General features: G+C 45.2%; 17 protein-coding genes and 2 tRNA genes. 14 read left to right on the top strand and 5 right to left on the bottom strand.

Features of this window, described 5'->3' with window-relative positions; translation table 11 throughout:
* Window positions 1–23: 23 nt before the first annotated feature.
* Window positions 24–773: a YqgE/AlgH family protein gene (locus tag IPP74_13760; protein MBL0320336.1), complete on the bottom strand. Its 750-nt coding sequence runs from the start codon at window positions 771–773 to the stop codon at window positions 24–26.
* A gap of 117 nt (window positions 774–890) precedes the next feature.
* On the opposite strand from IPP74_13760, the gene IPP74_13755 reads away from it, so the two are divergent.
* From IPP74_13755 to IPP74_13695, 13 genes are all read left to right on the top strand, one after another.
* Window positions 891–3,062, top strand: a complete 2,172-nt coding sequence (locus tag IPP74_13755; protein MBL0320335.1) for a thioredoxin family protein — start codon at window positions 891–893, stop codon at window positions 3,060–3,062.
* Window positions 3,063–3,130: 68 nt separating this feature from the next.
* A tRNA-Gly gene (locus IPP74_13750) sits at window positions 3,131–3,205 on the top strand.
* 499 nt (window positions 3,206–3,704) lie between these two features.
* Window positions 3,705–4,310 carry a ribosome maturation factor RimP gene (locus IPP74_13745; protein MBL0320334.1) on the top strand — a complete coding sequence of 202 codons (606 nt, stop codon included), beginning with the start codon at window positions 3,705–3,707 and terminating at the stop codon, window positions 4,308–4,310.
* Between the two features lie 25 nt (window positions 4,311–4,335).
* The gene (gene nusA, locus IPP74_13740) at window positions 4,336–5,922 is read left to right on the top strand and encodes a transcription termination/antitermination protein NusA (protein ID MBL0320333.1); all 1,587 of its coding nucleotides are present in this window, start codon (window positions 4,336–4,338) and stop codon (window positions 5,920–5,922) included.
* Window positions 5,923–5,946: 24 nt separating this feature from the next.
* The gene (locus IPP74_13735; GenBank protein MBL0320332.1) at window positions 5,947–6,546 is read left to right on the top strand and encodes a hypothetical protein; all 600 of its coding nucleotides are present in this window, start codon (window positions 5,947–5,949) and stop codon (window positions 6,544–6,546) included.
* 18 nt (window positions 6,547–6,564) lie between these two features.
* On the top strand, window positions 6,565–9,144 hold the full coding sequence (infB, locus tag IPP74_13730) for a translation initiation factor IF-2 (protein ID MBL0320331.1): 2,580 nt from the start codon (window positions 6,565–6,567) through the stop codon (window positions 9,142–9,144).
* Window positions 9,145–9,149: 5 nt separating this feature from the next.
* Window positions 9,150–9,554, top strand: a complete 405-nt coding sequence (locus IPP74_13725; protein ID MBL0320330.1) for a ribosome-binding factor A — start codon at window positions 9,150–9,152, stop codon at window positions 9,552–9,554.
* Window positions 9,547–10,449 (top strand): tRNA pseudouridine(55) synthase TruB, encoded by a 903-nt coding sequence (truB, locus tag IPP74_13720; GenBank protein ID MBL0320329.1) that lies wholly within the window; start codon window positions 9,547–9,549, stop codon window positions 10,447–10,449. Before IPP74_13725 ends, truB begins: the two co-directional genes overlap by 8 nt.
* 17 nt (window positions 10,450–10,466) lie before the next feature.
* Window positions 10,467–10,736, top strand: a complete 270-nt coding sequence (gene rpsO / locus IPP74_13715) for a 30S ribosomal protein S15 (GenBank protein ID MBL0320328.1) — start codon at window positions 10,467–10,469, stop codon at window positions 10,734–10,736.
* 51 nt (window positions 10,737–10,787) lie between these two features.
* The gene (pnp, locus tag IPP74_13710; protein MBL0320327.1) at window positions 10,788–13,238 is read left to right on the top strand and encodes a polyribonucleotide nucleotidyltransferase; all 2,451 of its coding nucleotides are present in this window, start codon (window positions 10,788–10,790) and stop codon (window positions 13,236–13,238) included.
* A 232-nt stretch (window positions 13,239–13,470) separates the two neighbouring features.
* Entirely contained in the window at window positions 13,471–13,980 is a 510-nt protein-coding gene (locus tag IPP74_13705; GenBank protein MBL0320326.1) for a DUF4142 domain-containing protein, read from the top strand.
* Window positions 13,981–14,177: 197 nt separating this feature from the next.
* Window positions 14,178–14,262 (top strand) — tRNA-Leu (locus IPP74_13700).
* Window positions 14,263–14,520: 258 nt separating this feature from the next.
* Entirely contained in the window at window positions 14,521–14,715 is a 195-nt protein-coding gene (locus IPP74_13695; GenBank protein MBL0320325.1) for a GNAT family N-acetyltransferase, read from the top strand.
* A 260-nt stretch (window positions 14,716–14,975) separates the two neighbouring features.
* On the opposite strand, the gene IPP74_13690 is transcribed toward IPP74_13695, so the two are convergent.
* Genes IPP74_13690 through IPP74_13675 form a run of 4 tightly spaced genes read right to left on the bottom strand, consistent with a single transcriptional unit; the run spans window position 14,976 to window position 15,908 of the window.
* Window positions 14,976–15,173, bottom strand: coding sequence for a hypothetical protein (locus IPP74_13690; GenBank protein ID MBL0320324.1), 198 nt, complete (start codon window positions 15,171–15,173; stop codon window positions 14,976–14,978).
* On the bottom strand, window positions 15,142–15,291 hold the full coding sequence (locus IPP74_13685) for a sodium-dependent bicarbonate transport family permease (GenBank protein MBL0320323.1): 150 nt from the start codon (window positions 15,289–15,291) through the stop codon (window positions 15,142–15,144). The genes IPP74_13690 and IPP74_13685 overlap by 32 nt, the downstream gene beginning before the upstream one ends.
* Before the next feature lie 52 nt (window positions 15,292–15,343).
* The gene (locus tag IPP74_13680; protein MBL0320322.1) at window positions 15,344–15,637 is read right to left on the bottom strand and encodes a sodium-dependent bicarbonate transport family permease; all 294 of its coding nucleotides are present in this window, start codon (window positions 15,635–15,637) and stop codon (window positions 15,344–15,346) included.
* Window positions 15,615–15,908, bottom strand: coding sequence for a sodium-dependent bicarbonate transport family permease (locus IPP74_13675; GenBank protein ID MBL0320321.1), 294 nt, complete (start codon window positions 15,906–15,908; stop codon window positions 15,615–15,617). Before IPP74_13675 ends, IPP74_13680 begins: the two co-directional genes overlap by 23 nt.
* A gap of 242 nt (window positions 15,909–16,150) precedes the next feature.
* Here IPP74_13675 and IPP74_13670 point away from each other — a divergent pair.
* Window positions 16,151–16,705 (top strand): LysR family transcriptional regulator (locus tag IPP74_13670; protein MBL0320320.1); only part of this gene is annotated, 555 nt, incomplete at its 3' end.

Below are 16,705 nucleotides of genomic sequence, written 5' to 3'. Positions count from 1 at the left end.
GGAGAAAAACATTCGGTGCAATACTAAGCATGCCCAACTTCAGTAGAATACTGATACCAATTAAACCCAAGTGATTTAACGGCCTTATTCCATTTATAACTGTTATCGGTCACAAAGATAAGATCATAGTCGGCTGTTATGGGAACCCACATGTTTTTCTCAATTTCAGCCTCAAGTTGACCGGGTAACCAGCCAGCATGACCTAATACAAAGATACTGTCTTTAGGCCCTTTTTTTTGAACGATCTCATGGAGAAGATCTACATTAGGGGTGATGGCAATATTATTGTGAATCGAGAACATTTCGTTATGTTTAAATTCGGCAGAATGGAGAATATAACCTTTATCGGCATCAATCGGTCCACCAAAATGGATGGGGATAGTACCTTCGGGAATAGAGTCATAACTGATACTTAATTGTTCAAGTACTTTGGACCATTGAATATTGCTGATGACCCGATTCACTACGACACCAATAGCCCCTTGCTCATCGTGGGCGCATATATAAATAACAGCTTTGGTAAAAATTCCGGTTTCGATGAGTGGGGTGGAAACCAGCATTAATCCAGCGAGATAGCCTTGTTTGGAGGATGATTTTCGCTGTCTAGCTGCGGGCTTTTTTGTATTGGCCGCTTTGGGCATGGTGGCTTTTTTAGGTTTAACCGTTTTTATAGATTCAACTGCCTTAGAGGCTTTTAGAGCTTTTGCGGTTTTGGGGGCTGGCTTCCGAGCTGTTTTTTTCGGTGCCTTTGGAGAAGCCTTTTTCTGAGTCATATATCCATGCCTTTACTTGGTAACATCAACGATGTAGAATCAGCCTAGATACGCCTGGGGGTGTAATCGTTGCCTTTCCTTCGCCTTTATTGGTATTATATTATATATTGTGAACACATGAAAAAATTCAAGATGCCGTGGATTAGCACTATAAAGGAACTCTTTAAAAAATCTATTGATTTCCGGATGTGGACATTTCTTTTTCAGGGGCTCCTGGTTATGGGGATCTCTTCGGTTGGATTGCAAGCATACGCTTATCACAGCGAATGGAATGGCGATGAACATGCCCAAGCCAGAGTGGTTGTGGCAGGTGTGGATACTACACATCCAGAGCAGTTATTAGTCGGAATTGAAATAACACTTAAAAAGGGCTGGCATACCTATTGGCGTTTTCCAGGAGAGGGTGGAATAGCGCCACAATTTACACTACAGGATTCCAAACAGCAGCAGACGATTAAAGTCTTGTGGCCGGCACCACAGCGTTTTGTGACATTTTATGATCAACAGCGTTCCGTGACCTATGGTTATGAGGATCATGTTTTCTTCCCTTTGGTGATAACAGCACCACATGCCCATCAGCCAAGCCAATTGTTGTTGAAGGCAGACTATGCAGTGTGCAGCGAACTCTGTATTCCAGCAAGTGCTGTTTTCACGATAGATTTACCAGCAGATTATCATGATTTGGGAGCATTAAAAGAATACCAGCTTGCTTTAAAACAAGTTCCGCAAGCACCGTCTGATGATTCTATAAATGTAGGGCAGCCTGCGATTGAAACGTTACCGGATCACTCATACATGCTGGCAGTCAATGCTACCAGCCAGGGATTTGTTCATCCAGATGTAATTTTAGAAATAGCTGACCCGATGGTGATGATGGAGGTGCCTGCCTTAAGCTTATATCACGGTGGGCGTGAACTGAAAGCACTTATCAAGTTAACCCCCATTGATAAAGATAAAAAGCCTGTACTGAATCCACTGACCATCACCGTGATAGATAGGGATCACCGCGTTGAAAAGCTCACACGGGCTGACTTTGTCACTACCTCTACAGATGTGGCTTCTTATGGATTTATACTTTTATGTGCATTGCTTGGTGGCCTTATTCTGAATATAATGCCGTGTGTATTGCCGGTATTATCGCTAAAATTGCTCGGGGTTATCCGTAGCCGGGATATGGAAGTTAGTAAAATTCGACTTGGATTTTTGGCTTCCGGTTGCGGGATTGTTTTTTCGTTCCTTATTCTGGCAATGGCCACTATTACTTTCAGGCACTTGGGAATGGCGGTGGGATGGGGGTTTCATTTTCAAGAGCCGCGTTTTCTGATAGCATTAGTGATCGTCATCATGTTGTTTTCACTCAGCTTGCTCGGTGGCTTCACCATTCACATTCCTATGTGGTTGGAACGCTTTGTCACAGGTCCTGCACGGATGGAAAAACATTTAGTGGAGCATTTTTTTACCGGGATGATAGCAACCGTTTTAGCCACTCCATGCACCGCGCCTTTTTTAGGGACTGCCGTTAGTTTTGCTCTTTCACGAAACTCGATCGACATCCTGGTTATCTTCCTGGTCATGGGATTGGGGCTGGCACTTCCTTTCTTTGCAGTCAGCCTGTTTCCTAAAGTAGTGCACGGGTTACCAAAGCCAGGGCCGTGGATGGAGTGGGTCAAAAAACTATTTGGTGCGTTATTGTTTGGTACGGCATTATGGTTGATGTGGATACTTTCTGGGCAGATTGGAACACCGGCCGTTTCTGTTTTATTATTGCTTAGTATTATACTTAAGTTTGTGGTGCAGCCCAAATTAAACTTCTTAAAGCATCGATGGGTTAAAATGGGTTCACTTCTGGTGATTATATGCCTGATGTTTATTTTACCCTTTCACATGTTCAAGCGACAACAGGAGCAGCAGCACAAAATCGACCGTCTTTGGAGCCCATTTGAGGAATCGATGATTGCTCCTGCTGTGGCGAAAGGTAAAGTGGTCGTGGTTGATATCACTGCCGATTGGTGTGTGAATTGCAAGGTGAATGAATTATTTGTCCTCAATCGAAGCGATGTGATGGCTAAACTGAACACCCCCAACATTGTGTTAATGAAAGGCGATTTGACGAATAAATCGGAGATCATAGACGCGTTTCTGCACAAACATAATGCGTATGGTATTCCGTTTATGGTGGTTTATGGACCAAACGCAACGCATGGAATTGAGATGGCTGGCATCCTGAATAGGGATCGTCTTTTTAAGGCAATTCAAAGGGCATCTGGGCCTGTCTTAAAAAATAATTAAAAATTTTCGATAGGATGCTTGCAAACTTGTTTTTTTTGCGTATAGTACTCCCTACCTGATTGGATTGAGCGGGTGTAGCTCAGGGGTAGAGCATAACCTTGCCAAGGTTAGGGTCGAGAGTTCGAATCTCTTCACCCGCTCCAATTTGATCGGTCTATATCGCCTTTAGAAGGTTTGATTTCATTTCCCCATATTGCTACAAACCATACTCTTATTATATCCCCTGTTCCAGGGGAGTGGTGTCCAGTGAAGATTTTGATTTAGTGCTTGAGGTCAAATGCGACTTGGTTTACAAGCAAAATGAGTTTCATAAGACATAAAATAGACCTCTTGTTTTTGAGTGCGTTGCGCTTGCTCACGTTCCATCATCTTCAGGCATTTTAGGCTTGATACTTCCTTCCTATTTCTAATTGCTAGGATCTCCTTTTGGCCAGCTGCGTATAATGGAATTGTGCTGGTCGTATAAGCGTTGTTATGCTGGCTCCCTCGTTGAAACCCGTAGAGTTAGCGGGTGGTGTTGAGATAAGTCTGGCGATGAAAATTTAAAACTTGCATCGTACGGAAACTTAGGATAGTATACCCCGCAAGGCAAGGTGGGTTTTACCCGCCTTTTTGTTTGCTTGAAATTTGGGTACATTCATAATGCTAATTGGACGGTTTAATACGCTCGAAACTACCGTATGGAACTTACTGGAGCCCGCTATTGGGCGTGAGGGGTTTCGTCTGGTTCAGGTGCGATTCCTAGAATCCGCTGGGCGTACACTGCAAATAATGATCGACCATTTGGAATCTGATAAGGTGATCTCGGTTGATGATTGTGCCTTGGTGAGCAACCATGTGTCGGTATTGCTTGACGTTGATGATCCTATCCCAGGCCATTATAATCTCGAAGTGAGCTCACCTGGAATGGACAGGCCATTGACGAGTATTGAAGATTTAAAAGCCCATATCGGCTATGAAATAAGGCTTACAGCAGATCCTATAGGAGGCCGAAAGCATTTCAGAGGAAAACTGCAAGCTGTTTTGGAACATGCACTTAACGTTAACGTAGACAAAGTGGATGTGGTCATTCCGTTTGCAGCTGTTCACCATGTAAAGTTAGTCATTAACGATTCGCTGGTTAAGGCTGCGATGAGGGGCCTTGAGCCAGAGATTGAGCCTCAAGCCGAATTTAAGCCTAAAACAGATACCAAGCCTAAAACAAATGCTAAAGCTAAACCAAAAACCAAAGCCAAAAATTCACATTAAAGACTAATATTCGCTAGGAGTATTTATGCAAAAGAAAAGTTTCGGAAACACAGAGATCTTGCAAATCGCCGATGCCGTGGCACGTGAAAAAGGCGTAGACCGCGATGCCGTGATCCAAGCCATGGAGTTTGGTATTCGGGTTGCAGGGCGTAGAAAATACGGATATGAACATAATATCCGTGCCGAAATTGACCGTAAAACCGGCGAAATACGTTTGTTCCGTGAATTATCCGTTGTTTCTGACGATGCCAGTATTTCTGATAAAGTGTCAGAAAAGCCAACGCAGCAGGATGATGATGGCGATGGGGCAGTAGAAGAAAATACCTTTAATACCATTCGTTTGACCGATGCGCTGGTTAGTTATCCTGATGTTAAAGTAGGCGATGTTATCTCCGAACCGCTTCCTCCGATTGATTTGGGACGTGTTGCGGCGCAGTCGGCTAAACAGGTGATTATCAGCAAAGTACGTCATGCTGAGCGTGATGTGCAGTTCCAAGACTTTAAAGACCGAGTTGGTGAAATTGCCAATGGTGTTGTCCGTCGAATTGACTTTGGCAATATCGTGGTGGCTATCGGCAGTGCCGAAGCCGTATTGAGACGTGATAAAATGGTGAAAGGTGAATCCTATCGTATTAACGACCGTCTACGTGCTTACATTGAAGATGTGCGTAGGGAAGTTAAAGGTCCTCAGATTTTCTTGTCACGTACTGCCAATAAATTTATGGCAAAATTGTTTGAACAGGAAGTTCCGGAAGTTTACGACAAAGTGATCGAAATTAAATCGGTTGCCCGTGAGCCTGGTTCTCGTGCTAAGATTGCGGTTTACTCGAATGACCCAAGCATTGATCCGATCGGTTCGTGCGTAGGTGTTCGTGGAGCCCGTGTTCAGGCTGTTATTAATGAATTACAAGGTGAGAAAATTGATATCGTTTTATGGGCAGCTGACCCGGCAACATTTGTTGTTAATGCGTTGGCCCCAGCTCAGGTAAGTAAAGTGATTATCGATGAATCGCGCCATCGTTTAGAGGTGGTGGTTCCTAATGATCAGCTTAGTTTAGCCATTGGACGCCGTGGTCAGAATGTAAGGCTTGCTGCTGAGTTGGTTGGTTGGCGTATCGATGTGATGACCGAAGAAGACGAATCTAAACGTCGCGCTGAAGAATTCCAAACAACGTCTTCACGCTTTATTGAAGGTCTCCATGTAGAAGATGTGATTGCTCAATTACTTGCAGTAGAAGGCTTTAGCAATATCGAGGAAATTGCGTATGTTGATCCTCAGGAATTAGAAGCAATTGAAGGCTTTGATGCAGATATTGCTGCTGAATTGCAACATAGAGCACGTACCTATTTGAATGAAAAAGAAGCCAATACCCAGGGTCAATTGAGTGAGCTTGGAATTCAAGCTGAATTGCTTGATTTACCGCACGTGACGACTGAGTTAATCATTGAATTAGCGAAGAAAGGCGTAAAAACACTGGATGATCTAGCGAATCTTTCTCACGATGAGTTTGAAGAGCTGGCTCCACAATCTGGTTTAAATCATAAACAGGTTGATGAAGTGATTATGAAAGCCCGTTCTCATTGGTTCGAAGAAGAAGGTAACAAGGAATAGGTTCTGGTCCTAGGGGCTATTACCATGTCTAGTAAAGATTCATCAGGAAAACCAGGCGCACAGATTGTGTGCCTGGTTACCGGAGATGAGCTCCTTTTAACAGACGCATTACGTTTGGTGGTGTCTCCAACTCATCAATTAGTCGTTGATATTGGACAAAACCTGCCGGGACAGTGTGGTTATGTAGCCTGCCGTCGTTGGGTCATAGAGAGTTTTGTTCAAACATTAGCCGCACGGGATGGCTGGAATGAGGTGGTATGTGGGGAAGATTTTGCGGATAAAGTGGCAGCCATTTTAAAGCATAAAGCATTGTCCATGTTAGGAATGGCTAACCGGTCTGGGGTCGTGTTGACGGGGTTTGAAAAGATCGTTATACGCCTGGAAAAGGGGCATCAAGGTATATTAGTGCAGGCTTGTGACGCAAGTGTTGAAGGAAAGCGTAAATTGCAGTACACTGCACGTGGCTGCAGTTTAATACTGGATCAGATATTTTCCCGCGAGGAACTTTCGAGTGTCTTGGGAAAGGAAAACGCTGTTCATCTATGGCTGAAGGAAAGTTCGGTAACACGGGCTTTTGTTGAAGCATGTCAGCGTTTGATAATGTATAATGGGCCTAAAAGTTAATTGACTGAGTAAAAAAGAATGACAGAAGATCATAAACAAGACGGAAAGAAAATACTGACTTTGGGACTGCGTAAACCAACTGCAGCACCTACAGTCCATACACGTGGCCAGCATTCGCAGCCACAGGTGACGGTTGAGGTTAAGCGTAAACGGGAATTTATCCGTGACGAAAAGGGCAACATCATTGGTGCTCAAACCAGTGCTCCTGCTAAAAAATTCGATACGGAAACCCATGTTGTCCATCATGATAGCGATGGCAAGGGCCTGACCAGTGATGAGCGTCAAAAACGCTTAAAAGTCATTGAGCAAGCGCACATGGACCGTGAGAAGGAAGTTGAAGAACAGCAGCGACGTGCAGAACAGATTGAGCAGGATGCCTTGGCTAAGAGTCAGGCTGCCAGTGAATCTGAAGCCACTGTCAATGCTGAAACTGAGTCTGAACCAGAATCTTCGGTTGATGATAATCAAAAAGAGACCGCCACAGATGAGACGGCGATCGTTGCTGAAGTGGAACAGCTTTTGGCTGCGCCTGTTAAGCCAGTAGCACCAGAGTTAAAACAGTCTAAAGATTATCAGAATCGTATGAGTAATCCGTTAGATACCATTGAAGATGATGAAGAGTCGGAAGCCAATCGGGTACGTCGCGCGCGCCGTGATGAAGTAACGGTAACCAAAACTAAGCGTGAACGCGAAGATGAACGCAAAGCGGCTACGGGTAAGTTGCGTTTGGATGTCTTCCAGGAAGAAGAGGAAGATCGTGGTCGCAGCTTGTCGGCTATCAGGCGGGCTCGTCAAAAAGAAAAAGCCAAACGTAATGTTAATAACAGGCAGCATGAAGAAATCGTCCGCGATGTTATCGTTCCTGAATTTATTACGGTTCAGGAATTAGCCAATCGTATGGCAACCCGAGCTACTGATATTATTCGCTCGTTGATGAAAATGGGAATGGTGGTTACCGCCAATCAAACCATTGATGCCGATGTAGCAGAATTAATCGTTCAGGAATTTGGCCATCGTATTCACCGTGTAGCTGAATCAGACGTTGAAGCTATTATTGCTGATAGAGAAGATGATCAAGCAACGCTACTTACGCGTCCTCCGGTGGTAACCATTATGGGTCACGTTGATCACGGTAAGACTTCATTGCTTGATGCCCTTCGTGAAACGGATGTTGTCGCCAGAGAGGCTGGGGGGATTACTCAGCATATTGGTGCGTATCAGATTGTTACCGATCAGGGATATAAAATTACCTTTATTGATACACCAGGTCACGAGGCCTTCACTGAAATGCGCTCACGCGGTGCTAAAGTGACAGATATCGTGGTGCTTGTGGTTGCTGCGGATGACGGCATTATGGCACAAACGGTTGAGGCGATTAACCACGCTCGTGCGGCGAATGTTCCTATCATTGTGGCTATCAATAAAATGGATAAACCCGGTGCAGATTCTCAGCGCGTCCGTAATGAATTGCTCTCGCACAATTTAGTCCCTGAAGAATTTGGTGGTGACATCATCTGTGTTGATGTATCGGCGAAAGCAAAAACCAATCTTGATAAACTCGAAGAAGCGATCATGCTGCAAGCCGAGGTGTTGGAATTGAAAGCCAATCCTGACCGTTTAGTGCGTGGTGCCGTGATTGAGTCGCGCGTTGATAAAAATCGTGGTGTTATTGCCACCATCCTGGTTCAAAAAGGAACCCTTCGTCAAGGTGATATTATCGTTACCGGTACGGCTTATGGTAAAGTAAGAACCATTGCCGATGATAAAGGGCGTGCGATTAGCCATGCGGAACCGTCTATGCCAGTTGAGGTGCTTGGATTGAGTGAAGCGCCAATGGCAGGTGAAGTGGTGGCTGCGGTTGAGTCGGAACGTCAGGCTCGTGACATCGTTGAATATCGTTTGAAACGCAGATTAGACCAACGTGCCGCAGCGGCCGAGAAAATGAGCCTGGAGGATTTATTCGCCAGGGTCTCAGAAGGTGCTGTAAAAGAATTACCGATTGTGGTGAAAACTGACGTACAGGGATCTTTAGAGGCTATTAGTTCAAGCCTGGCTAAGCTTTCAACATCAGAAGTAACCGTGCGTGTACTCCATGGTGCGGTGGGTGCTGTGACTGAGTCGGATATTGCGCTGGCATCGGCATCTAATGCGATTGTTGTCTGCTTTAACGTCCGCCCGAATGCTCCGGCCAAAGATTTGGCCCACAAAGAAGGCGTGGATGTTCGGTATTACTCGATTATTTATAATCTGGTTGATGATGTACGCAACGCCCTAAGTGGTATGCTTAAACCGCATCGCCGTGAAAATTATCTGGGTTCTGCAGAAATTCGTGAAGTGTTCAACTTAACTAAATTCGGTAAAATCGCAGGTTGTTTTGTGGTGGATGGTATGTTTAAACGTGGATGCCAAGTGCGCTTGCTTCGCGATAACGTTGTGGTTCATGATGGGGCTTTAAAAACCCTCCGTCGCTTTAAGGATGATGTAAAAGAGGTCAATACCAATTTTGAGTGCGGTATGGCTTTTGAAAATTATACGGATCTTAAAGCTGGAGATGTGATTGAAGCGTACGAAATTATTGAAGAAAAGCGTAGCTTGTAACCTCTATGAGTAAAATGTTTCCGCAAGGCGGTTCACCACGTCAGAAAAAAGTAGGCCAACTGGTTCAACGGAGCCTGTATGAGTATTTTACGACGACTGGTTTTTATGAGCCTGAATTAAAAGGCGCGTTCATTGATATCCCGTTGGTTCACGTGTCTCAGGATTTGCGTCACGCCAAAATTTTTGTGACGATTATGAATACTGAGGATGCGAAGATTGCGGTTAAATTATTGAACGAATTAAGCCAGCAAATCAGGCGCTCCATTACTCCTAAACTGAATTTGCGTTATTCGCCTGAGCTTTATTTTGTGATTGATACGGTCCCTGCGGAAGTAAGATTTTTGGCCAGTTATACTCCCGATCAGGACGAAATCCCTCATATCAGCCATCAAGAGGAGCAGGATGATTAATTCTGCGAAACCAGGGACTCATGGTTGGTTGTTAATTGATAAACCTGAGGGTATTACGTCTGCTCAAGTGGTTGCGAAAATTAAGCGCCTGGTGGGTGAAAAGGTAGGACATGCGGGAACATTAGATCCCTTGGCCACGGGTATTTTGCCGTTGGCCCTAGGTGAAGCAACCAAAACCGCTGGTTATGTTACATGTGCTGATAAGGCTTACCGGTTTAGCATCCAATGGGGAGAATCACGCTCTACCGAGGATAGAGAAGGGGAGATAACCGCTGTCTCGGATGTCCTTCCCTCTGATGATGCCATTAAAGAGGCACTTAGCCATTTTGCCGGAGAGATTGACCAAATTCCTCCACAGTTTTCTGCTATCAAAGTTGATGGAAAGCGTGCCTATGATTTAGCACGGCAAGGGCAGGAATTTGAACTGAAATCGCGCAGGGTTCATCTCTATTCATTTGTATGTTTAGGCTCTGATAACGGGCAATCGACCTTTGAAGTTCATTGCTCTAAAGGCACCTATGTACGTTCGTTATCCAGGGATTTAGCCCGTCATTTAGGAGCGTGTGGACATATTAGCATGTTGCGCCGTATTAAATTGGGGCGATTTGTGGAAGCGGATACGATTTCACTAGATAAGTGTGAGGAGTTGGTGCATAATGCCGACCTAGGAAAAGCTTTATTGCCGTTGGATAGGCTGCTGGACGACATCCCGGTTCTGTCCGTTAATAGCGAGCAAGCAAAGCGACTTCGTTTTGGTCAAGTCATTCCAGTAACAGAGGCCATCGCAGCTACCCAAACACAAACAGAAGTAAGGGTGGTTTTTGAGGGTTCGTTATTAGCCTTTGGTGTTTGCCAAGGGGGAATGTTGAAACCAAAACGGATTATTAATCTTTAATATTTAGGAGAAGATCGATGTCGATTGAAGCAGCACGTAAACAAGAATTAATTAAAGAATTTGCTCAAGTTAAAGGCGATACAGGTTCCCCAGAGGTTCAAGTCGCTATTATCACTGAGCGTGTCAACAACCTGACGGCGCATTTGTCAACAAACAAAAAAGATTTTAGCTCTCGCCGTGGTTTGTTAATTTTGGTAGGGCGCCGCCGCCGTTTGTTAGACTATCTTAAACGCAAAGATACTGAGCGTTACGAGAATTTGATTAAGCGTTTGGGCTTACGTAAGTAGTTATTAATTGTCTGGGACTGGCGCATCCTGGCTAGCGGGAAAGGATTCATAATGTTTAATGAAATTAAGAAAGAAATAACGTGGTGTGGTCGCACCCTGACGTTGTCTACGGGTAAGTTTGCCCGTCAGGCAGATGGTGCGGTCATGGTAACGTATGGTCAAACTGCCGTTTTGTGTGCAGTAACCTTTTCAAAGAAAGTAAATCCAAATGTGGATTTCTTTCCTTTGACAGTGAACCACATCGAAAAAGCCTATGCCGCCGGTAAGATTCCTGGTGGCTTCTTCAAACGTGAAGGTAAACCATCAGAACGTGAAGTGTTAATTTCACGTTTGATCGATCGTCCGATTCGTCCGTTATTTCCAAATGGGTTTTATCATGAAACCCAAGTGGTCTGTACGGTTCTTTCGTATGATGGTGAAAATGACAGCGATATTCCGTCTTTGGTAGGTGCCTCTGCGGCGCTGGCTATTTCGGGTATTCCTTTTGAAGGACCTGTTGCTGGTATTAAAGTTGCGTATAAAGATGGCCAATATATCTATAATCCGCAAACCGCCGATTTAGAAGGAACGCAACTTGACCTCGTTGTTGCCGGAACCAGACAATCCGTATTAATGGTTGAGTCTGAAGCAAGCGAACTGTCTGAAGCGATTATGTTGGAAGCAGTGAGTTCGGGTCATAAACAAATGCAACCGGTGATCGATTTGATCGAATCATTTAAAGCAGCAGTGAATCCTACTCCATTTGCTTTCCAAGTACCTGATCGCAGCGCTTTATATCAAAGCGTTAAAGCTCAGGCGGAAGCTGGTTTCCGTACGGCTTATGAAGAGCGTCAAAAACAAGCTCGCCATGAGAAGATTGATGCGGTTAAAGCGACAACCAAAGAATCGGTTAAAGCGGCACAAGCCGAAGCTTATGACGATCTGGTCACCTCTGGTTTAATTAAAAAATTAGAGAGCGAAATTGTTCGTGGTAATATCTTGGATAACGGCAAACGTATTGATGGCCGTAGTCTTTCTGATATTCGTCAAATTGTCTGCGAAACAGGCATTTTGCCACGTACGCATGGTTCGGCACTTTTCACTCGTGGTGAGACGCAAGCGATCGTAGTGGCCACGTTAGGTACGTCTCAAGATGAGCAGATTATCGATGATCTAGAAGGTGATCGTAAGCAGCATTTCCTGTTGCATTATAATTTTCCTCCTTATTCTGTTGGTGAAGCCACTCAATTGCGTCCACCTGGACGTCGTGAAATTGGTCACGGTAAACTGGCTTGGCGTGCAATTCGTCCAATGCTTCCTGACCGTATGGAATTCCCATATTCAATGCGTATCGTGTCTGAGATTACCGAATCAAATGGTTCGTCGTCTATGGCTACCGTCTGTGGTGCAACGTTGGCGATGATGGATGCAGGCGTTACGCTTAAAGCTCCTGTTGCTGGTATTGCCATGGGGTTGATCCTTGAAGGCGATAAATATGCGGTATTGTCTGATATCCTCGGTGATGAAGATCATCTGGGCGATATGGATTTCAAAGTGGCTGGTACTGAAAACGGTATCACTGCGCTGCAAATGGATATTAAAATTAACGGTATCACTACCGAGATTATGTCTAAAGCACTGGATCAAGCAAAAGCTGGCCGCTTACATATTTTATCGGTTATGAAATCTTCGCTGCCTGAACATGCTCAATTGAGTGAAAACGCTCCACGTATTCATACCTTGATGGTACCAACCGACAAGATTCGTGAAATTATCGGAACAGGCGGTAAAGTGATTCGTGAAATTACCGAGCTTAGCGGTTGTAAGATTGATATTGATGACACAGGTAAGGTCAATATCTTTGCTCAGCAAGGTGCTAACTTTGATAAAGCTCTTGAAATGATCACTGGCATTATTGACGAACCTGAAGTAGGTAAAGTCTATGAAGGTCCGGTCATGAAAACGGCTGAATTTGGTGCTTTTGTTAGATTCATGGGTGCCCGCGAAGGTCTGGTTCACGTCAGTGAAATTATGGACGCACGTGTTCATGCAGTTGAGGATCATCTCAATGTAGGTGATGTGGTTAAAGTCGTATTACTTGGTATTGATCGCGGTAAATTCCGTCTGTCTATGAAACGCGTTAACCAGGAAACCGGTGAAGTTGCTGAAGGCGCATTAGATGATGCTGAAGCTCCGCGTCGTAGCGGTGGCGGTGGTCGTGGCGATTCTCGTGGTGACCGTGGTGGTGATAGAGGCGGCCGTGGTGGCGACAGAGGCGAGCGTCGTGATCGTGGTGATAGAGGCGACCGTGGCGGTGACCGCGGTGGCGATAGAGGTGGCCGTAGTGAAAACCGTGGCGGCGATCGTGATCATCGTGAACACAGAGAGCCTCGTGAGCATCATGAGCACCAGTCTCATGAGCATCGCGAGCAACCACGTGAGCCTCAAGCTCAACCTCGTGAATTTAATAATGATGGTTTCGATGGCGGTGAAGCGCCTAAGAAAAAACGTCGTTTCTTCTAATTAGACGTTTAAGAGACACATTAAAAACTCCCCTCCAAATCTGGAGGGGAGTTTTTTTTTATTCTAATGTTCGGTGATGGACAGCGATTCCAACATTTATCATTTCTTTATAATTTATCCCCAACTGTCTATGGGAAATTTATTTCGATGCTGTTACCGTAACGATAGAGGGATGGCGCGTCAAAATCATAGGCGCTCTGATAGACATAATAGAGTTGGATAAAGGATAGTTATGAAAAAACACACTGTAATGATGGTTGGTATGGTTAGCTTGATCTGTATGGCTTCAGCTGCTGTTTATGCCTCTACTTCTGATAAAGATTTTGTTCATGAAGCATCCGTTGCCAATGAATTCGAAATGGAAGCTGGCAAAATTACCCTTGAAAAATCACAAGATGCTGAAATTAAGAATTTTGCTCAACGCATGATTGATGATCATACTAAAACAGCACATAAGCTGACAGAAGCGCTGCATAATTCTAAAAAATCACATGCACAGGCCACGGATAAGCTTGATGAAAAACATCAAAAAATCATTAAAGAACTTGAGGGAACATCAGGTGAAGAGTATGAGAAGCTCTATATCAAAGAGCAAATAAAAGCACATAAAGAGGCTGTGAGCCTGTTTACGGATTATTCAAGAAACGGTGAAGATCCTGTATTAAAAGAATTTGCTACGGAAACATTGCCGACACTGAGTGAGCACTTGAAACATGCCAAAGCATTGAATGCATCCAGGTAAGGACATGAGGAATTACGGCGGCAGCGTATTCACTATTGTGCTGGATTGCCGATTATAGGTAAGCGCTCCTTTTTCTTATCGTAATGGCAATGCTTTCACGTTGATATCGTATAAAAAATGAGAAGACAGACGACACCCCACTCAAAAAACACTTGCCTTTATCTATCATTCTAAGTTATCCTCCGTGATCTGTCGTTGCCCCTGTGGTGGAATTGGTAGACGCGGTAGACTCAAAATCTACTGCCGCGAGGCGTGCTGGTTCGAGTCCGGCCAGGGGCACCACTTCAGAACTAGTATACGCAAAAGCGGTTCAATTCCGTGTGGGACAAAGAGTTGGCTCTGGTTCTAAATTTCCGATACCCAATTTGCTCGGATTTGGATAGAAATTGGGCAATTCAACGAGATGAGCGGTTCTAACAGTGATTCTGCAACTTACAGAAAATGATTTTCAGCAGTGGAAAGTATTAAGGCTTGAGGCCGTCAAACTTAATCCTGAATCATTTGGTGAGTCATTTGAAAATGTGCAGAACAAGATGAAGCATGGTTCATGATTCCCTCAGAAGAGGGACAATGTTTGCCTATGAAACAGATGGCGAAATGGTAGGTCTAGTCGGAATATTTGCAATGCAGCCCGGCAATCTTAAACACCGTGCTGTACTATTTGGACTTTATGTAAAGCCAGAATATCGCAAGGGCATTGCCAGCACTTTAGTTGAGCATGTTAGGGTATGTTAAGCCGACACATGAACAAATCCATCTAACGGTTGCCACAAATAATGAGGCCGCTACTGCACTATATAAAAAGCATGGCTTTATTTGTTTATAGTCAGAGCCGGACGCACTGAAAATTGGAAATGACTACTATGACGAATATCTCATGCTAAAGAAATTGCGATGCTCTCAATCACCTCAATAAACTCCAAGATCCGGTTTTCGGTTAGTGGTTAAGCAGTCGGGTGGCGATGGCGAAATAGAGTGGGATGCCCAGCGTCACGTTAAAGGAAGGTAATGGCAAGGCTCATCGGCACATAAATCGCAGCCTTAGCTTCTGCAGTGCAGGGCAAGGCGCATAGCAGCAGGCACTGCGATATAGAGGCGCTACCGCACAACACCGTGAGCAATGCCGGTGCCGATCTGCAAGGCCGATGGGCCAACTCGATGCTAACGCCAATGCTTGCGCCGATGATTGGCATGTAGATGCGCAAACAGCGCCAGCGGCCAAGTTAAGCTCTTGAGGTGATGCAGGTTCTTGGCCACCAGCAATCCCATATCGAGGAGGAACAGGCAGAGGATGCCTTGGAAATGGCGCATCCAAGAAGCCTGATACCTTATCAAAAACCCGGCTGGCCAGTAATCCAGCCAATTAGAAATGCTCCGAAAAGCAGCAGTTCAGCGCCGTTCGTAAAATCTCGCGGGAGAGTTTTCTCTTCCTTTTGTGAGTGCGTGTTTCGGTTGCGGTTTTAAGTGCGATAAAAAGTCCTGTAAGAATAGCCGGTGCTTCCATCAGCGCGAGGATGGCTACGATATAGCCTGCGTAAGCGATGTCGTTACTTTTTAAGAAGGTGGTGGCGGTGGCGAAGGTCACCATACTGATCGAGCCGTAATGCGCGGCAACGGCAGCAGCCGTTGGGCGATCAAGATTCGTGGTTAGTCGCAAGATGCTGTAGGGAAAGAAACGGCAGCAGAAGACTCACCGCGAATCCACCACTAATGGCTAATAATATCTGTGGTGTAAATTCTTGCGTATTAGCGATGGCTACGCCGCCTTTCAGACCGATTGCCATCATCAGATAGATGGAAAGATACCGGCTGATGCTATCTGGTACTTCCAGGTCTGATTTACGAAACCCCGCTGCGATGCCAAGGGCAAAGAATTGAATGGCGGAGAGAGTATGTTTTGGGATATGAGGTACAGAATTCCATAAAATTCTTTGCTTTTGTGGTTAGTAAGTTAAGATTACGATGGAATTAACCATATTGAAAATTAATAGTTATCATATATAGTATGAGAATAACTCATAGGTAAAGCATGCCATTCCACACCGATACCCTAACGCTAAAGAGCTTTAGCTTTCCATTGCAGAAACAGGCACGTTCAGCCATGCGGCGGAAGTGGTTAGGCGAACACACCGACTCTTAGCTACAAATAAGTTAGAAGCTCGAAGATGGTTTGGGATGCCAACTCTTTGATCGCCCGGCGCAAGGTGAAGCTCACCGATCAGGGCGAGATTTTCCTTGGCTACTTAAGCGCATTATCCAGCTGCAGTGGGAAGCCTATAGTCGCCTGAGGGAGCCGGATGTTAGAAGACAAATACGCCTCGGCACGCCGGAGGATTTTGCCACCCATTATTACCCGAGGTTCTTTCGTCCTTCCAGCACCATCCGCGTAGTGCAGCTTAATGTATCATGCGATCTCACGCTGAACCTAATCGATGGTTTCCGGCGCGGTGATTACGATGTGATACTGGTGAAGCGCGACCCCAAAGCCACCAAGGGGGGCACAAAAGTCTGGCTGAACCTCTGGTATGGGCAGCTTCCGATCACCACACCGGAGGAACCACTTTCGTTAGTATTATCACCGCAGCCTTGTATATATCGTGCGCGGGCTCTGGTTGCGCTGGATAAAGCAAAAGCCGTGGCCATAGCCTACACCAGCCCCAGCCTTGCCGGTACGATTGCAGCCGCGAAAGCTGGACTCGGCAACACAGTGCTACCAGCCAACATG

The sequence above is a fragment of the Alphaproteobacteria bacterium genome (assembly GCA_016722515.1).
GTDB lineage: Bacteria > Pseudomonadota > Alphaproteobacteria > Rickettsiales > JADKJE01 > JADKJE01.
This window is presented reverse-complemented; position numbering and strand designations above follow the sequence as displayed.

Bases quoted from the DNA above. Each gene is read 5' to 3' on its own strand.
- IPP74_13760 (MBL0320336.1), bottom strand. From the start codon at position 773: ATGACTCAGAAAAAGGCTTCTCCAAAGGCACCGAAAAAAACAGCTCGG.
- IPP74_13755 (MBL0320335.1), top strand. From the start codon at position 891: ATGAAAAAATTCAAGATGCCGTGGATTAGCACTATAAAGGAACTCTTT.
- IPP74_13745 (MBL0320334.1), top strand. From the start codon at position 3,705: ATGCTAATTGGACGGTTTAATACGCTCGAAACTACCGTATGGAACTTA.
- nusA (MBL0320333.1), top strand. From the start codon at position 4,336: ATGCAAAAGAAAAGTTTCGGAAACACAGAGATCTTGCAAATCGCCGAT.
- IPP74_13735 (MBL0320332.1), top strand. From the start codon at position 5,947: ATGTCTAGTAAAGATTCATCAGGAAAACCAGGCGCACAGATTGTGTGC.
- infB (MBL0320331.1), top strand. From the start codon at position 6,565: ATGACAGAAGATCATAAACAAGACGGAAAGAAAATACTGACTTTGGGA.
- IPP74_13725 (MBL0320330.1), top strand. From the start codon at position 9,150: ATGAGTAAAATGTTTCCGCAAGGCGGTTCACCACGTCAGAAAAAAGTA.
- truB (MBL0320329.1), top strand. From the start codon at position 9,547: ATGATTAATTCTGCGAAACCAGGGACTCATGGTTGGTTGTTAATTGAT.
- rpsO (MBL0320328.1), top strand. From the start codon at position 10,467: ATGTCGATTGAAGCAGCACGTAAACAAGAATTAATTAAAGAATTTGCT.
- pnp (MBL0320327.1), top strand. From the start codon at position 10,788: ATGTTTAATGAAATTAAGAAAGAAATAACGTGGTGTGGTCGCACCCTG.
- IPP74_13705 (MBL0320326.1), top strand. From the start codon at position 13,471: ATGAAAAAACACACTGTAATGATGGTTGGTATGGTTAGCTTGATCTGT.
- IPP74_13695 (MBL0320325.1), top strand. From the start codon at position 14,521: ATGGTTCATGATTCCCTCAGAAGAGGGACAATGTTTGCCTATGAAACA.
- IPP74_13690 (MBL0320324.1), bottom strand. From the start codon at position 15,173: ATGCCAATCATCGGCGCAAGCATTGGCGTTAGCATCGAGTTGGCCCAT.
- IPP74_13685 (MBL0320323.1), bottom strand. From the start codon at position 15,291: ATGCGCCATTTCCAAGGCATCCTCTGCCTGTTCCTCCTCGATATGGGA.